This window comes from Nocardia sp. CY15 (genome assembly GCF_009829295.1).
Lineage (GTDB): Bacteria > Actinomycetota > Actinomycetes > Mycobacteriales > Mycobacteriaceae > Nocardia > Nocardia sputi.
In genome coordinates this window covers 56674-73496 of record NZ_VUOT01000015.1, presented here as the reverse complement: position 1 = coordinate 73496, position 16823 = coordinate 56674, and the positions used below count along the sequence as shown (strand labels likewise).

The following is a 16823-nucleotide window of genomic DNA, read 5'->3' as shown; positions in this document are numbered from 1 at the left end:
GGCTAAGGCTCCAGTACCACCTTGCCCATCGTCGCGCGCGTCTCCAGCGCGCGGTGCGCGGCGGCCGCGTCGGCAAGCGCGAAGCGGTGTACCGCGGGGCGCAGCCGGCCTGCGGCCGCCTCGGCCATGGCGAGGTCTTCGAGCACACGCAAGTCGCCGCCGACGCGTGCCAGCATCGGCGGGCCGACCACCATCTCGGAGGTGATGCCGCGTTCGGCGAGCTCGTCGGCCGACAGCCGCACCGGTCCGTCGCCGTTCGACTTGCCGGACCAGCCGTAGACCAGATGCTGCCCGCCCGGTGCGAGCAGGTCCACGCCCGCCCGGCCGACGCCTCCGCCCACCGAGTCGAACAGCACGTTCGCCCCGCGGGTGCCGACGTGGGTCCGCACCTGGTCGGGCCAGTCCGGCAACAGGTAGTCCACCGCCAGGTCGGCGCCGTTGCGCCGCACCTGCTCCACTTTCGCCGCGCCACCGGCCAAGCCGATCACCGTCGCTCCGGCGTTCTTGGCGTATTGCACCAACAGGGTGCCGATGCCGCCCGCCGCGGCGGTCACCAGGGCGACGCTGCCGGGCCCCACATCGGTGAACTGGAGTATCCCCATGGTCGTTCGCCCGGTGCCGATCATGGCCACCGCCTCGGCCGCGTCCAGGTTCGCCGGAATCTCGTGCAGCCGGGCGGCGTCCGTCACCGCCAGCTCGGCGTAGCCGCCGGGCACCGCGCCCAGATGGACCACCACCCGCGCACCGAGCAGGCTCGCGGCCACGTCGTCGCCGACGCGGTCGACGGTGCCCGCGACTTCGCGTCCGGGAACGGTCGGCAGCTCCGGCAAGGGGAACGGCCCGGGCTCGCCCTCGCGCAGCGCGGTGTCGACCAGGTGCACCCCCGCCGCCGCCACCGCGATGCGGACTTGGCCGGGGCCGGGGACAGGATCGGGGACGGTCTCGTACCGCAAGTTCTCGGTCGGCCCGAAGGCGTGGAGGCGAATGGCGTGCACGATGGCTCCTGTTCGTGAGAGGGTCGCCGCCAGCCTGCAACCTCAACTCATGTCGAGGTCAACCGGTCCCGTCGCGCGGCCCTGGCCTCGAATCCGTCGCAGAGGGCGTCGAGCCCGTCGTAGAGCAGTTCCCGCTGGGTCAGGTCACTCGCCCCGCTACCGGCGAGGTCGGCCAGGGCGGGTGGGACCGGACCGTGCGGCGTGCCGTTCAACAGGGTCCGCAGCGCGTTGTCGCCGCCGGGGTCGATCCCCTTGCGGGCCATCAGTTCCGCGCTGATCTCCGGCAGCGTGGCGCCGGAGATGTGGTTCCATACCGTGAAGGACATGCTGGTCGCCTCCCGGGTGGACACGCCCAGTTCCAGGAATCCCTCCACCAACCAGGCCAGACAGGCCAGGCTCTGCGGTCCGAAGCTGTAGCGCGGGGTGGCGAAGGTGAGCAGCACCCACGGATGTTGCCGGTACAGGGCCCAGTCGATCTCGGCGGCGATGCGGACGCGGTCGCGCCAGGTCCACCTGTGTCCCTCCGGATCGGGGTACGGGTTGCGCCGGGCCACTTCGTCGGTCATCAACGCGAGCAGTTCGTCTTTGTTCGCGACGTGGCGATACAGCGACATGGCGCCGACACCCAGCCGGTCGGCGATGCGCCGCATGGACAGCGCGTCCAAGCCCTCGGCGTCGGCGAGCTCGATCGCGGTGTCGACGATTGCGGTGCGGTGCAGCATGCGTACACTGTACCCGGAGTCATGCGTACGACGTACGCGCCAGCGGAAGGATGTTCGGACATGACAGACGTGCGGTCGGCGCGGCCCGCGCCGTCCACGGCGGGCTCACGCCGGGCGTGGCTGGGCCTCGCGGTCCTGCTGCTGCCGGTGCTGCTGGTGTCGATGGACATCTCGGTGCTGTTCCTCGCGCTGCCGACGCTGACCCTCGATCTGGATCCCTCGGCGGACCAGCAGTTGTGGATCCTGGACATCTACGGGTTCCTGATCGCGGGCCTGCTGATCACCATGGGCAATGTCGGCGACCGGATCGGGCGGCGCAACATCCTGCTGGCGGGCGCGGCGGTCTTCGGCGTCGCGTCGGTGATAGCCGCCTTCGCGCCCAGCGCGGGCGTGCTGATCGCGGCGCGGGCGCTGATGGGCATCGGCGGCGCGACCCTGCTGCCGTCGAGCCTGGCGCTGATCTCGAGCCTGTTCCCGGACGTCCGGGAGCGAGCCGCCGCGATCGGCGTGTGGACGGCGTTCTTCGCGGGCGGCTCGGCCGTCGGACCGATCATCGGCGGCGTGCTGCTGCACCACTTCTGGTGGGGCTCGGTGTTTCTCATCAACCTCCCGGTGCTGCTGATCCTGCTCGTGTTCGGCCCGTTCGTCCTGCCCGAACACCGCGCGGGCGCGCTGGGGCCACTGGACCTGCCGAGCGTCGTCCTGTCGATCGGGGGCATCCTTCCGGTGGTGTATGGCATCAAGCACGCCGCGACCGAAGGGATCGACGCGCAGGCGATCGTCATCGCGCTGATCGGCGCGGTGATTCTCACCGCGTTCGTCCGCAGGCAGCGACAGCTCGACGAACCCCTGCTCGACCTGCGATTGTTCACCCGGCCCCAATTCTCCGTGGCCATCGGCTCCAGCCTGGTAGGCATGATGTCGCTGGCCGGACTGAGCTATCTGACCAGCATCTACCTGCAGTCGGTGACCGGGCGCACGCCGCTGGCGGCGGCGCTGCTGGGCATCCCGATGGCGATCGCGGTGTTCGTCTTCTCGATGGGTGGCGCACGGGTCGGACATCGGTTCGGCGCCCGCGCCACCTTCGTGTTCGCCTTGCTCGCCTCCGCGGCGGGCAACTTGATGCTGCTCGGTGTCGGCCCGCACGAGGGGCTCTGGTGGTACCTGGCGGGCTCCACGATCGCCGGAGTGGGCTACGGTCTGGCCTTCACGTTGGTGTCCGAAGTCGCGGTGTCCTCGGTGCCGCCGGAGCGGGCCGGCTCGGCGGTGGGTATCTCGGAGACCAGCTTCGAACTGGGCAATGCGCTGGGCCTGGCGTTGCTCGGTTCGCTCGCTGCGCTGATCTTCCGGTCCGGCGGCGACTACGCCTCGACGCTCGGCGAGACCATCCAGCAATCCGGCGGCAACGCCGTGCTGATCGAGTCGGCGCGCCGATCCTTCGTCGACGGGATGCACATCGCGGTGGCTGTCGGCGCGACCGCCCTCGCGGCGATGGCGCTGATCGCGCGGTTCGCCTCCCCGGGCCCACGCTGAGTCGACCCGGGGTCAGCGGCCGAACACCGCCGTCACGATCTCGGCGGCCCAGCGGTTCATCGGCCGGATGACCGCGCCGTGCACCCAGCGCAGCGGCCGCACCACGATCGCGTGCCAGACGACCGCCACGGCGGCGAATACCGGACGCAGCACGTAGCGGTACACCGCCCGGCACGGCGCCACCAAGAGGACGCCCACGATAACGGTGGCCACCCACCACCCGTAACGGGCGCTCGCGCGCACCACTCGCCACAGCGGGCGCAGCACCCAGCGCCACAACTGCGACAGCGGCCAGACGATCAGCCACTTCACCGTGCTATGGCATATCCACGCGATGGCATGGGCGATCGGGAACACGACCCAGCGCAGCAGCCAGGCTCCAGCCGGGCGAATCAGTCTGCGCCAGAGAAAGATCTCGACTGCGTGCCGGAGTGGTCGCAGCAGGTACTCCAGCAGGATGCTGACGAGCGGGGTGAGGATCAGACCCCACAGCAAGTGCTGCACCACCCAGCCCCACAGGAAGTCTTTCGCGAGGATCCAGGCGGGCCGCAGCACCCGGTGCCAGATCAGCTCCGCCGCCGGAACCAGCAGGCGCCGCGCAACGAACACCAGCGCGGCGCCGGTGACGCGGCCCAGCAGGACGATTCCCTCCCACAGCAGCCGGATCGGAACGAGCACCACGATCGCGATCCCGCGCGCGATCCATTGGGCGATCGAGACGTGGGTGTCCGGCGTGGACATGGCGTTCCCCCTCGGCTGGCGCACGGGGGAAATGCCCCTGGCGAAAGAGTTTGTGCGGAGCCTACATTCGAGCACACGGCCGTGGCCGGGCGCGTGAGTAGAAATGCTCGAGTCGCGCACGGGCGCGCTGTCTCTCGAACGATGGCCTGCGGACTCGCCGCGTTGCGCACGAAGTTGTGCGATCCACCGTCGAGCTCGGCGGACACCGCGGACTCGCCGCGTTGCGCACGAAGCTGTGCAATCCACTATCGAGTTCGGCCGACACCGCCGGCTCACCTCGGCGCACGTGCCGCGCCTGTGTCCCTCGGCAACGCGTTCACCCTCGATTCCGACAGCGAGCTCCTGAGTCGGCGCACCTACGGCGCCCTCGGCATCACCGCCTACCTCACGCGGCAGGATTCGCCGCAGCTCGCGTGCGACCACATCCCGGGCCGCGTGATCACGTGAACGCCGGGTGGGTGCACCGGTCTGCGCCTACAGTCGAATTCGTGCATCACACCCGGGCCTCGAACAACGGTCGGCCCATCGCCGAGCGGGTGGCGACGCGGCTGCTGTATCCCACATCGCGTCCGCGCGCGCAGGCGCTGCGCGCCGCGGTCGACGGGAAGATCGTGCTGGTCACCGGTTCGTCGCACGGCATAGGCAAGGCCAGTGCGCGCGCACTGGCGGCGGCGGGCGCGACGGTCCTGCTCGTCGCCCGTTCCGGTGCCGAACTCGAGCAACTGGCCGCGGAGATCGCCGCCGCGGGCGGCGTCGCGCACAGCTACCCCACGGATCTCACCGACATGGACGCCGTCGAACGTCTCGGCCGCGGCCTCCTCGACGAGCACGGCCATCTCGACGTGGTGATCAACAACGCGGGCAAATCGATTCGCCGCCCGATCGACGAGTCCTATGACCGGTTCCACGATTTCACCCGCACCATCGATGTGAACTACCTCGGTCCGGTGCGGCTGCTGCTCACGTTGCTGCCCGCCATGCGCGCTCGCGGACGAGGCCACATCGTCAATGTGTCCACCTGGGGTGTGCGCATGCCGCCCGCGCCGCGCTGGGCGGCCTACGGCGCGTCCAAGTCCGCCTTCGACGTCTGGCTGCGCAGCGTCGCGGCCGAAGTCGCCCACGACGGCGTCACGACCACTTCGATCTACCTGCCGCTCGTGCACACCAGAATGAGCGCGCCCACCGACTTCAGCCGTGTCCCCGGGCTCACCGTGAACGAGGCCGCGGACCTTGTCTGTCACGCGGTGACCGCCAAGCCGCGCGAAATCGCCCCGTGGTGGGCGGCTCCGGTACAGGCGTGGACCGATCTGACCCGTATCCACGCCCAGCGGTTCATGGAACGGGCGTTCCGCCGCTGACCCGGTACGGCCGGGACATCCGGACGACACGCCGGGACATAGGATCGACGGATGCGTGAATCCGCCGCGACCGGCCTGGCTGCGTCCGGTCTCACGACGGTGCTCGCGCTCGCCGACTCGCGGCTGCCGATCGGCGGGCACGTGCACTCCGGAGGTGTGGAAGAAGCTGTCGCATCCGGTTTGGTCCGCGACGTCGCGACGGTGGAGCTGTATCTGCGCCGCCGCATCCGGACCTCGGGACTGGTGGCCGCGTCGCTCGCCGCGGCGGTGTGCGCGGGGGAACTGGATCCGGCGCGCGCGGAGACGGAAGCGGACGCCCGGACGCCCGCGCCCGCGGCGCGGGCCTCGTCCCGCGCGCAAGGCCGAGGACTGTTGCGGTTGGCGAAGCAGTTGTGGCCCCGGCACGACTGGTCCGCGCTGGGCACGACACCGCATCTGTCCACGGTGTTCGGAATGGTCGGCGCGGCCGCAGAGGTGCCACCCCGGGAGACCGCGGGTGTGGTGGTCTACACCACGCTGACCGGCGCGGCCACTGCCGCGCAGCGTTTGCTGGCCCTCGACCCCGCCGCGATCGCCGCGTGCGCGATCCGGCTGGCCGAGTTGTGCGACCGCGTCGCCGCCGAGGCCGTGACCGGTCTCGCAGCGATGTCCGATCCGCTGCAGGACGTGCTCGCCGAGCGTCACCGGCACCGTGACATGCCCCTGTTCGCGAGCTGAAGCCCCGGAAGAAGGAGACGCCATGCCCCCGCACCTGATCGACGGTGAGCCGCACGACCACGGGCACGATCGTCCGAAACGGACCCGCACGCCCGGGGAAGCGCTGCGCGTAGGCATCGGCGGCCCGGTGGGCTCCGGCAAGACCGCTCTGGTGGCCGCGCTGTGCAGGCAGTTGCGTGACGAGCTGTCGCTGGCGGTGCTGACCAACGACATCTACACCACCGAGGACGCCGACTTCCTGCGCAGGCACGCCGTGCTGCCGGACGAGCGGATCACCGCCGTGCAGACCGGCGGCTGCCCGCACACCGCCATCCGCGACGATATCACCGCCAACCTCGACGCCATCGACGATCTGGTCGCGGCCAACCCGCCGCTGGATCTGATCCTGGTCGAATCCGGCGGCGACAATCTCACCGCGACCTTCTCCTCCGGTCTGATCGACGTGCAGATCTTCGTGGTCGACGTGGCGGGCGGCGACAAGGTGCCGCGCAAAGGCGGTCCCGGTGTGACATTCTCGGATCTGCTGGTGGTCAACAAGACCGATCTGGCGCCGCTGGTCGGCGCGGACCTCGGTGTGATGGAGCGGGACGCGGCACGGGTACGGGGCGACCGGCCGACGGTGCTCGTCTCGCTCACCGAGGATCCCGCCGCCACGCCGGTGCTGGCCTGGGTGCGCGCGCAACTGCGCGCGGTAGCCGAGCAGGACCGGGCGGGTGCGGGCGAATCCGCCGCGGCGCACTGAGTTCGCCGTTGCGCACGGAATTACGAATAGTCGCAGGCCGCACCGCGCTTCCGGAGATCCACGCGACCGGCGGGTTGTCGGCCCGCCGTACCGGACCGCGCGTGGTGCATCTGATCGGCACCGCGGCGACGCCACTGGGAGGTGACGAACTCGACGTAGTGATCGTGGTCGCCCCGGGCGCCGAACTGGTGGTGCGCTCGGTCGCGGCGACGCTCGCGCTACCGGGCTCGGCGACGCCGCTGTCGCTCGGGCGCTGGCGCCTCGAGGTCGGTAGCGGGGGAGCCCTGGATTTCGATCCCGAGCCGATGATCGTCGCGGGCGGGGCGCGACACCACACGGTCACCACGATCCGGCTGGCGTCCGGCGCTCGGCTACGTTTGCGCGAACGTGTCCAGATCGGCCGCGCCGGCGAGGACGGCGGCCAGTGGCGGGGGGATCTGATCGCCGACGTCGAGGACACACCTCTGCTGCGTCACCGGTTGACGCTGGGCGCGGACACACCGGCCGATGACGCGCTGGCCGCGCCACGGGCACTGGAGAGCGAGCTCGTCTATCCGGACGCATGCATCACTGCGACGACAGGGTTGACGCAGACCCGGCTACCGCTGGCAGCGGGCGGCAGTTTGTTCACCCGTACCGGGTCGCTGTTGAGCGCCTCGGGATGAGCACCCGGGGGCGATAGTGCGGCGCGTGCAACGCCGTGGTCGTCCTCGGTCGCGAGTCGCTGCGGAGTTCGTCTCTTACAGGTGTGAACCGGTCGAGACGTGGAGATAGAAAGGGTGGGAACCCGACAGCGTCGTCGGGTTCCCACCTTTTCGGCCGGTGCCTGGTGAACGCCATCCGATCAGCCGTCGGCTCCCTCCGAGGCCGTCTGGTCGGCCTCCGGAGCTGTCTCGTTCGACTGCTGAGCGGAGTCGGCGACTCCCGGAGCCGGATCGGCCGACTCCGGCGCGCTCAACGCCTGCGGAGGCGCGCTGAGGGCGTGCAACGCTCCGAGCCCCGCTCCGATGCCCGCACCGATGGCAGTGAAGGGGACGGCCATCAGCGCCGCGCCGTAGGCGGCCCCGATCGGGCCCGCCGCGAGGCCGATCGGCGCGAACGGCAGACCGATGGCGAAGCCGAGGCCACCGCCGAACGCGGCCCCGACCAGGGCGAACGGGCTCGCGAACGCGAAGCCCGCCGCAGCGCCGATCGCGGCGGCGCCCATGGTCTGGCCTGCGACGCGGTCGGACCTGGTGCGCTCCATCCCGATCGAGTCGAAGAAGGTCGCCATATTGGCCTCGGCCATCGCCGCGCCGTCGTTGATCTGGATCGCCTGCTCCCGGTACAGCCACTCCGGCGCGTCGATCTGGACATCACCGAAGCGCAACTTGCCGGGAGGCGGTGCGATCGGCGGCACGGGGGCGACCGGAACCGGCGCGTGCAGCCCTACCAGCGGAGCGAGGTAGTTGCTGTCCGGCAGTGGACGAGCCCATTGCAACGAGCTGAGGATGTCGTCCGGAATCCGCAGACCCTCGTACGGCCGCACGTTCGGCGCCTCGGCCCCCGGCCACTGGGCCGACGGGTGCGTCCGATCGGTGACGTCCGTTCTGATCGAAGGGACGGACGGATCGGGCTCGGCGTTCGCGGTGCCGGTGCCCACCAGCGCCAGAACGAGGGGAATCGTCCCCGCCGCGACGATGGAGCCCAGCTTCGGTCGCCGCGGTGTGGGTTCGCGGTGCTTGCCTGTGCCCATAGATCACCTTTCATCCGAGGGAGACGTCGACGCCTCACATTCGGATCTGCTGGCGACCTGGATTGGTCCAGCGCGCTATAACGATCGCGCGTCAGCCTGCTTTGGCATCGGTGTGCGCCTTGTCCACGGCCACTCGGCTGTTGGTGGAGGCGCCGAGAGCGGCCGCCAGTTCTTCGGCGTCCTCGTCGTCGCCGGTGCTGATGGCCTCCAGGGCTAGTCGGGCGAACACCCACTGCTCGGTGGCCGCCATCTGCCCCCGGCTGCGCCCGAGGAAGGTGACGAACCACTGGATGACGGTGACGATCCGGCTCCGATAGCCGACCAGGTAGTACAGATGCAGCGCCAACCAGGCCAGCCACGCGATGAAGCCGCCGAATTCCAGCTTGCCCACCTGGCACACGGCGCTGAACCGCGAGATGGTGGCCATGCTGCCCTTGTTGAAGTACTTGAACGGCTTGCGCTGTTGCGGCGTCTGGCCTTTCAATCCGGCCTTGATCTGCTTGGCGGCGTAGGTCGCGCCCTGGATGGCGCCCTGCGCCTGGCCGGGCACGTTCGGCACCGACATGAGGTCACCGACCACGAAGACGTTCGGGTGGCCCTTGACGGTCAGATCCGGTTCGACGACGACCCGGCCCGCGCGGTCGACCTCGGTGCCGTCGGACTGGTCGGCGATCATCTTGCCCAGCGGACTGGCCTGCACGCCCGCCGACCACACCTTGCATGCCGACTCGATGCGGCGGATCGTGCCGTCGGAGTCCTTCACCGTGACGCCGAACGCGTCGACATCGATCACCATGGCATTGAGCTGGATCTCCACGCCCATCTTCTCGAGGCGCCGCTCGGCCTTACCGCCGAGGTTCGGCCCCATTGGCCCGAGCACCGCGCCCGCGCCCTCGATCAGCACCACCCGCGCGTCGCGCGGATCGATGTTGTGGAAGGTGCCCTCCAGGGTGCGGTCGGACAGCTCGGCGATCTGCCCGGCCAGCTCGACGCCGGTCGGTCCCGCGCCGACGACGACGAAGGTCAGCAGCCGGTCGCGCTCTTCCTGGGTGGTCGCCAACTCCGCCTGCTCGAACGCGCCGAGGATCCGGCCGCGCAACTCGAGCGCGTCATCGATGGTCTTCATGCCCGGCGCGTAGGTGGCGAACCGGTCGTTGCCGAAGTAGGACTGCTGCGCGCCGGTCGCGACGATCAGGCTGTCGAACGGGGTGACCGTGTCCTTGTCGAGCAGGCGCGAGGTCACCGTCCTTGCTGCCAGGTCGATGTCGGTGACCTCGCCCATCAGCACCTGCGCGTTCTTCTGCTTGCGCAGCACCAGCCGGGTGGCGGGCGCGATCTCGCCGACCGACAGGATGCCGGTCGCGACCTGGTAGAGCAGCGGCTGGAACAAGTGGGTCGAGGTCTTCGAGATCAGCGTGATGTCGACGTCGGCGCGCTTGAGGTGTTTGGTGCCGAACAGGCCGCCGAAGCCCGAGCCGATCACCACCACCCGGTGTCGGCCGTTCTCGACAGTCTGAGTGCTCATCGTCCTGCTCCTCGATGGACCTTGGGGCTCGTCCCCGGCGGCGATTCCTGACACGCTAAACCGTAGCCGTCGAGCCGGGCAGCGTCACGACGAGATCCCCGTTCCTGGCGTGTTGCGGTGCGAAGTCTCACCGCCGCCGGTCCGCGGCGGGGAGGATCGACACCCGGCGAACCGGCTGAACGGGTGCGGCCGAGAGCCTACGATGGGACCTGTCGCTCAGGGAGGATTGCCATGGTCGCCGGTGACCGTGCGGTCGGCCGAAAGCCCAGCGTGCAGGCCGATTCGGAGAACATCGCGCTGATCGAGGTGCCGCACGGCCATCTGATCGACCGGGCGCTGGGGCTGCTGCCGGAACGGCGCCAAGTGCTGGCCACCCCGCCACGCGGCAGCGACACGGTCCCGGTCCGCGGTGACGCCGGACTGCCCTATCTCGGCCGTGCATTGCACTACATGCGCTGGGGTCCGGCCGAGATGATGGAGCGCTACCGCCGCTACGGACCCGTCTCGTTGAACACTTCGCTCGGTGTCGACCGTGTGCTGGTCGCGGGACCGGACGCGCTCGACGAAGTGCTCGGTCACCGGCGACGCGACTTCGGCCAGGGCTGGGACTATTTCATCGGCCCGTTCTTCCGGCGCGGCCTGCTGCTGCTGGAATTCGACGAGCACAAATTCCACCGCAAGATCATGCAGCAGGCGTTCACCAGGGACCGGCTGGAAGCACACCTCGCCGCGCTGACACCGGCCGTGCGGGCGAGCATCGCGGGATGGGTGCCGCCCGAGCGCGACGCCGAACGCACGGTGCGGCTGTATCCCACGATCAAAGAGCTGACCCTCGACATCGCGGGCGAGACCTTCATGGCCGCGGACGTCGGCCCGCAGCGCAGGCAGTTGATCGACGCGTTCGTCGACTGCACGCACGCGGGACTGGCGATCATCCGGCACTCGGTGCCGGGCGGCAACTGGCGAGCCGGGTTGCGCGGCCGCAGAGTGCTCGAGGACTACTTCACCGCCATGCTGCCGGACAAGCGCCGCGCCGAATCGCCGGACTTCTTCTCGGGGCTGTGCCACGCCCGCAGCGAAGACGGCGGCGTCTTCGGTGACGCCGACGTGGTCAACCACATGATCTTCCTGATCATGGCCGCGCACGACACCACCACGACGACCGCCACCGCCGTCGCCTACTACTTGGGCAAACACCCGGACTGGCAGGAGCGGGTGCGCGCCGAAGTGCTCGACATGGACGCACGGCTCGGCGACGGGACACCGGCCATCGCGGACCTCGAGGCGTTAGGTGACCTGGATCTGGTGGTCCGGGAGAGCCTGCGGCTCATGCCGCCGGTTCCCGGCCTGGCGCGTCGCGCCGTGCGCGACACCGAAATAGCGGGTCACTACGTTCCCGCGGGCGCTCCGGTCGACCTCGCCTACCAGGTCAATCACCTGCTCCCCGAACTGTGGACCCATCCCGAGCGTTTCGACCCGGAGCGGTTCGGCGAACAGCGGCGCGAGGACAAGTCGCACCGGCTGGCCTGGATGCCGTTCGGGGCGGGCGCGCACAAGTGCATCGGGATGCACTTCGGCACGTTCGAGGTGAAGACGGTGACCGCCGCCCTCGTACGCGAATACGAGTGGCGGATCCCGGAGAAATACCGGATGCCCTGGGGATTCACCACGATTCCTTTCCCCAGGGACGGTGCGCCGATGACGTTGCGCAGGCGTGCGACCGCCTGAGGCTGCCCGCTGCGCTCCCCGTGTGCGCGTCAGCGCCCGGCGAGCAGGATCTCCGCGACCTTGGTGTCGGTGTGGGCGCCCTCGGTGTAGCCGCCCGCGTCGCCCAACGAGGTCATGATGGCCAGGGTGTAGCGCTCGCCCGGTCCCGCGAAACCGACCGAGTTGACCACCCAGCCGCCCTGCTCGGCCGACCAGCCGTTCTTCAGCCCGGGACGCATGCTCGCGCCCGCGCCCCACACGCCCCAGTGCTGGTTGGAGTCCACCGCGCGCATCCGGTCGACCAGGTAGTTGCGGTCGTCGGGGTGCATGTGGTTGAGGATGTGGTCCATCAGCCGGTCGAGGTCGGCGGCGGTGCACTTCTGGAACGACCAGTCCGGGAACAGCGCGGTGTTGGTGGGCTGCGGAACCAGCGAAGTCATCCCATTGGCGCGGAACGCGTTGTTGAACGCCATCCGGTCGATCCCCGCGTACTTGGTCCACAGCAGGTCGGCGGCGCCGTCGTTCGAGGTCGCGAGCATCCCCTCCAGCAGTCCGCGGTCCTCCGGCGACAGCGCGATGGCGCCGACCCGCGCCCGGTTGAGCAGGTCGGCGGCGATCGCGAGCTTGATCGTGGACGCGGTCCAGACCGCGTTCTCGGCATTGGCGTTGGCGTAGATCCCGCCCGAGACCCGGTCACGTAAGACGTAGCCGGTGACACCGGGGCGGTTGGCGAGGTAGGCGTCGACCTTGGCGATGCGGCTGCTCATATCGCAGTCGAAGCCGGGCAGGCAGCCCTGGGTGTGCGCGAGCGGCGCCGCGGCGGCGGACGGAAGCGCGGCGGGCAGGCTCGGGGCGATGATCGCCGCGGCGGCGAGGACACAGGCGGAGGCGGCCACGCGGGGAACGGTCCGGGTGGCGGGGGACGGGTAACGCACGAGGGACCACGATCGCACATCGCGGGTCCGGACGCACGTCTTGAGCTCGGGTCCGGGGTGTGCTAACCCCCGGACGCGTGCTGACGCCGCAGGGAAGTTCGCTGATCGCCGCCGGCCAGAGCAGGTCAGCGGAAAGCGGCGCGCAGTTCTTCGACGGTGCGTCCGTTGAGCCGGTAGCAGTGCTCGAACGCTTCGGTGTGCCGATCCCGGGGCCAGGTATGCAGGACGACGGTGCGACCGTAGTGGCGCGAATTGACGAGCTCCCATCGGTCACCCACCCGGCGGACCGTGAATCCGCCTTTCGGGACCAGCGGAATCACCATCGCATCCATGAACGCGAACCAGCCTTTCGGTGCAGCTCTCTCGTTCCGCCCCGGTGCAAACTCTTACCTCCCCGGTGCAGCACTGTCGCACACCGCCGCGGCGGTCCCCGCGTGACACGGCGAAGTAATCCGTTCTCGTGTGGTTTATTTCACTGCCGCCCGGCAGGGGCCGGTGCAGTTGCGCGTCGGTCGCTGGGCGTATAAACGTGCACGACGTCCGAGGCCGGCGCAGGACACCATCGATCGAGAGGGCGCAGATGCCGCTGCACATCCACCGTGCCGAGCGCGCCGACGTCCTGGCCCTGGCGCTGGCACGAGTGCTGGCGTCGCCGCAGGAGGATCCGTTCGCGGCCGAGGTGGTCGCGGTGCCCGCGAAAGGCGTGGAGCGCTGGCTGACGCAGACGCTCTCGGCCGTCCTCGGGGCGGAGGGCGTGGCCGACGGCGTGTGCGCGAACATCGCCTTCCCCTCGCCTGCCGCGCTGGTCGCCGAGGCGCTGGCCGCGGCGAGCGGGGTGGCCTCCGCCCAGGATCCGTGGGCGCAGGAGCGGCTGGTGTGGTCGCTGCTGCGGGTGATCGACGCGTCGCTGTCCGAGCCGTGGTGCGCCGTGCTGTCCAGGCACCTAGGGGCGCGCAACACCGTGGGCGGCGAGCACCGGGTAGGACGGCGCTACGCGACCGCGGCCCAGGTCGCCGCGCTGTTCGACAGCTACGCCGCCCAGCGTCCCGCGCTCATCACCGAGTGGGCGGCGGGTTCGGACACCGACGGCGCGGGCGGGGCGATACCCGACGACCTGCTCTGGCAGCCGATGCTCTGGCGCAGGCTGCGCGCCGAGATCGGATCGCCCAGCCCGGCCGAACGGCTCGACGCCGCTTGCGCGCAACTGCGCGCCCGGCCGGATCTGGTGGCACTGCCACCGCGGCTGTCGCTGTTCGGCGTGACCCGGTTGCCCAGCGATCAGCTCGCCGTACTGTCGGCGCTCGCCGATTCCCGTGACGTCCACCTGTGGCTGGTCCATCCCAGCCCGATCCTCTGGTCGGCCTTGGGTGAGCTGCCGCCGGCCCGCACGCGCGCCGAAGATCGCAGTGCCGCGGCGGTGGCGCACCCACTGCTGGCGGGACTGGCCCGCGACATCCGAGAACTCCAGCAACGGCTGGCCGCGGCCGCCGGCTCCGACACATATCATCCGATTACCGCGATCTCATCCGAAGACGTTGTGCCAGAGAATGGTTCGCCCACGACATTGTTGCGCGCGCTGCAGGCGGGTATTCGGGACGACCGGTGGCCACCGGCGCCGGGGGAGGTCGGCGCCGACGGCACCGTGCAGGTACACGCGTGTCACGGCCCCGCGCGGCAGGTCGAAGTACTGCGGGAATGCCTGCTCGGGCTGTTCGCGGCCGACGAGACGCTGGAGCCGCGCGACGTGCTGATCATGTGCCCGGAGGTGGAGGCGTACGCGCCGCTGGTGCGGGCGGCGTTCGGACAGCGCGCCACGGGATCGCCCGAGCCGCAGATCGATTCGGAGCATCCGGCGCACCGGCTGCGGGTGCGTCTGGCCGACCGGGGGCGCGGCGTGACCAACCCGCTGCTGGCGGTGATCGGAGCGCTGCTCGAGCTGGCCGACGGCCGGGTGACGGTGACCCAGGTGCTCGACCTCGCGGCCGCCGAAACCGTCCGGCGCCGTTGCGGATTCGACGACGACGATATCGAGCGGCTGCGCGAGTGGGCGGCCGAATCCGGCGCGCGGTGGGGCATCGGTCAGCGTCAGCGTCAGGCGTTCGGGCTCGCGGATTTCGCGCAGAACACACTCAACAGCGCGGTGGACCGGATCCTGCTCGGCGTCACCGCGGGCGAGACCGCCGAGGACTGGCTGGATCTCGCGCTGCCCTTGGACGATGTGGACAGCAACGACGTCGACCTGGCCGGGCGCTTCGCCGAGTTCGTCGACCGGCTCGCGGTGTGCCTGCGCGACCTGCGCGGTCCCCGGCCCGCGCACGAATGGGCGACGGTGCTCGGCCGTGCGCTGGATCTGCTGACCGATGTACCGGACGCGCAGGCCTGGGTGCGCATCGAGGCCAGACAGGAGCTCGCCGCCGCCACCGAGCACGCGGGGGAGGTGTCCTTGCGGCTGGCCGACGTGGGCGTGCTGCTGCGTTCACGGCTGGCGGCGCGCCCCACCAGGGCCAACTTCCGCACTGGCGAGCTGACCGTGTGCACGATGGTGCCGATGCGGTCGGTGCCGCACCGGGTGGTGGTGCTGCTCGGGCTCGACGACGAGGTGTTCCCGCGTGCGAGCGCGGCCGACGGTGACGACGTGCTGGCCAGAGAACCGCTGCTGGGCGAACGGGACCCGCGCAGCGAGGACCGGCAACTGCTGCTGGACGCGATCCTCGCGGCCCGGGACACGCTGCTGGTGCTGCACACCGGCGCCGATCCGGTCAGCGGCGCGCACCGGCCGCCCGCCATCCCGGTCGCCGAGCTGCTGGACGCGCTGCGCGCACATGTCGGCGCCGCGGCGATGCGCACGGTGGTGACCCGGCATCCGCTGCAGTCCTTCGATCGCCGGAACTTCCGGGCCGACCGGCCGTTCAGCTTCGATACCGTGGCGCTGGCCGGCGCGTACGCCGCCGACGGTCCGGCGCAACCGCGCCCCGAGTTTCTTTCCGCGCCGTTGCCCGCCGCGGAAGCCGCGGATGTCGCGCTGGCCGACCTGATCTCGTTCGCGGAGCACCCGGTGCGCGCCTTCTTGTGGCAGCGTCTGGGCCTGCGGGTCCCCGAGCACGACGAGGACATCGACGAGCGGCTGCCCATCGAACTCGACGGCCTGGCCAAATGGGAGCTGGGCGAACGCCTGCTCGCGGCCCGCCTGACCGGCGCGGACCCGGCCGGATTGCGGGCGGCGGAGTGGCGCCGCGGCACGTTGCCGCCCTTCGGTTTCGGCGCCGCCGTGCTCGACGAGGTCGAGTACACCGTGGACCGTTTGGTGCGCGCCGCGCAGGCGGACTACGCGGGCGCGGCGCGGGCGGTGGACATCGCGATCGATCTGGGCAACGGACGCAGGCTCACCGGCACCATCCCGCAGGTGCGCGGCGAAACACTGGTCCGCACCACCTTCTCCCGATTGGCTCCCAAACACCGCATCGCAGCGTGGGTCTCGCTGCTGGCGCTGACCGTCACCGAGGACCGGTCCTGGCGCGCCGTGAGCACCGGGCGCGGCCAATTCGGTCGTCCCACCTGGCGTTGCGAGCTCACCGCGCCCGATGTGCCCGCGGCCAGGGAGATCCTGCGCGAACTCGTCGCGCTGCGCGACGCGGGCCTGACCGAGCCGCTGCCGGTCGCGCCCACCGCCACCGCTGTCTACGCCGAGCGTCGTTTCCGCGGCGCCGGAGTCGACGACGCGATCGCCGCGGCCGAGCGCGAATTCAACGGCGGCCCCAACGGTCCGGGGCCGTTCGGCGACCACACCGACCGTCATCTGCGCTATGTGTGGGGCCCGGCGCCCCGGCTCGACGACCTCATGGCCGCGCGGGCCCCGGCGGGCGAGCCCGGGGAGAGCACCCGCTTCGGCGCGCTGGCCCGGCGCGTGTGGGTTCCGCTGCTGGCCGCGGAAAGCCAGGGCCAGCCGTGACCGATCACGAGACCGATCGCAGACTACGGTGCCGCGCGATCCGGCGCGGAAAGCCGGCTCACACCGCCACGGCGCGTGTCGGTGGCCGGTGGGCGGCCGGGAGCGCGGCAGAATGTCAGCGCGGACAGTCGGATCGGCACCGGGACCGTGCCGAGGGGCCGGTG

At 70.6% G+C, this 16823-nt stretch carries 15 protein-coding genes; 8 read left to right on the top strand and 7 right to left on the bottom strand.

What is annotated here, in order from left to right; genetic code table 11:
* Nucleotides 1-2 precede the first annotated feature (2 nt).
* Both GVY39_RS18190 and GVY39_RS18185 read right to left on the bottom strand, forming a co-directional pair.
* Entirely contained in the window at nt 3-995 is a 993-nt protein-coding gene (locus tag GVY39_RS18190) for a zinc-binding dehydrogenase (protein WP_159926024.1), read from the bottom strand.
* Nucleotides 996-1042: 47 nt separating this feature from the next.
* Entirely contained in the window at nt 1043-1717 is a 675-nt protein-coding gene (locus GVY39_RS18185; protein ID WP_159926022.1) for a TetR/AcrR family transcriptional regulator, read from the bottom strand.
* A 60-nt stretch (nt 1718-1777) separates the two neighbouring features.
* Here GVY39_RS18185 and GVY39_RS18180 point away from each other — a divergent pair, with 60 nt between their 5' ends.
* Entirely contained in the window at nt 1778-3250 is a 1473-nt protein-coding gene (locus GVY39_RS18180; protein ID WP_159926020.1) for an MFS transporter, read from the top strand.
* 12 nt (nt 3251-3262) lie between these two features.
* Here the strand turns inward: GVY39_RS18180 and GVY39_RS18175 are convergent, their stop codons facing one another.
* Nucleotides 3263-3991 (bottom strand): hypothetical protein, encoded by a 729-nt coding sequence (locus tag GVY39_RS18175; RefSeq protein WP_159926018.1) that lies wholly within the window; start codon nt 3989-3991, stop codon nt 3263-3265.
* 297 nt (nt 3992-4288) lie between these two features.
* Here GVY39_RS18175 and GVY39_RS18170 point away from each other — a divergent pair, with 297 nt between their 5' ends.
* From GVY39_RS18170 to GVY39_RS18150, 5 genes are read left to right on the top strand one after another with little or no spacing between them, the layout of a single operon-like run.
* Entirely contained in the window at nt 4289-4438 is a 150-nt protein-coding gene (locus GVY39_RS18170; protein ID WP_159926016.1) for a hypothetical protein, read from the top strand.
* 41 nt (nt 4439-4479) lie between these two features.
* On the top strand, nt 4480-5349 hold the full coding sequence (locus GVY39_RS18165) for an SDR family NAD(P)-dependent oxidoreductase (protein ID WP_321212598.1): 870 nt from the start codon (nt 4480-4482) through the stop codon (nt 5347-5349).
* Between the two features lie 51 nt (nt 5350-5400).
* Nucleotides 5401-6066 carry an urease accessory protein UreF gene (locus GVY39_RS18160; RefSeq protein ID WP_159926014.1) on the top strand — a complete coding sequence of 222 codons (666 nt, stop codon included), beginning with the start codon at nt 5401-5403 and terminating at the stop codon, nt 6064-6066.
* Between the two features lie 22 nt (nt 6067-6088).
* Nucleotides 6089-6808 carry an urease accessory protein UreG gene (gene ureG / locus GVY39_RS18155; protein ID WP_159926012.1) on the top strand — a complete coding sequence of 240 codons (720 nt, stop codon included), beginning with the start codon at nt 6089-6091 and terminating at the stop codon, nt 6806-6808.
* 8 nt (nt 6809-6816) lie between these two features.
* Nucleotides 6817-7473, top strand: a complete 657-nt coding sequence (locus tag GVY39_RS18150) for an urease accessory protein UreD (protein WP_159926010.1) — start codon at nt 6817-6819, stop codon at nt 7471-7473.
* Nucleotides 7474-7652: 179 nt separating this feature from the next.
* On the opposite strand, the gene GVY39_RS18145 is transcribed toward GVY39_RS18150, so the two are convergent.
* Both GVY39_RS18145 and GVY39_RS18140 read right to left on the bottom strand, forming a co-directional pair.
* Nucleotides 7653-8543: a hypothetical protein gene (locus tag GVY39_RS18145; RefSeq protein WP_236565516.1), complete on the bottom strand. Its 891-nt coding sequence runs from the start codon at nt 8541-8543 to the stop codon at nt 7653-7655.
* 91 nt (nt 8544-8634) lie between these two features.
* A complete protein-coding gene (locus tag GVY39_RS18140) occupies nt 8635-10068 on the bottom strand; it encodes an NAD(P)/FAD-dependent oxidoreductase (RefSeq protein WP_159926008.1) in 1434 nt (477 codons plus the stop codon).
* A 231-nt stretch (nt 10069-10299) separates the two neighbouring features.
* Here GVY39_RS18140 and GVY39_RS18135 point away from each other — a divergent pair, with 231 nt between their 5' ends.
* Nucleotides 10300-11796, top strand: a complete 1497-nt coding sequence (locus tag GVY39_RS18135) for a cytochrome P450 (RefSeq protein ID WP_159926006.1) — start codon at nt 10300-10302, stop codon at nt 11794-11796.
* A 29-nt stretch (nt 11797-11825) separates the two neighbouring features.
* Here GVY39_RS18135 and GVY39_RS18130 read toward each other — a convergent pair whose 3' ends face one another.
* Together GVY39_RS18130 and GVY39_RS18125 are read right to left on the bottom strand one after the other, a co-directional pair.
* The gene (locus GVY39_RS18130; protein ID WP_236565515.1) at nt 11826-12710 is read right to left on the bottom strand and encodes a tat pathway signal sequence; all 885 of its coding nucleotides are present in this window, start codon (nt 12708-12710) and stop codon (nt 11826-11828) included.
* A 125-nt stretch (nt 12711-12835) separates the two neighbouring features.
* The gene (locus GVY39_RS18125) at nt 12836-13042 is read right to left on the bottom strand and encodes a hypothetical protein (RefSeq protein WP_159925998.1); all 207 of its coding nucleotides are present in this window, start codon (nt 13040-13042) and stop codon (nt 12836-12838) included.
* Nucleotides 13043-13290: 248 nt separating this feature from the next.
* On the opposite strand from GVY39_RS18125, the gene recC reads away from it, so the two are divergent.
* The gene (recC, locus tag GVY39_RS18120) at nt 13291-16659 is read left to right on the top strand and encodes an exodeoxyribonuclease V subunit gamma (RefSeq protein WP_159925996.1); all 3369 of its coding nucleotides are present in this window, start codon (nt 13291-13293) and stop codon (nt 16657-16659) included.
* The last annotated feature ends 164 nt before the right edge of the window (nt 16660-16823 follow it).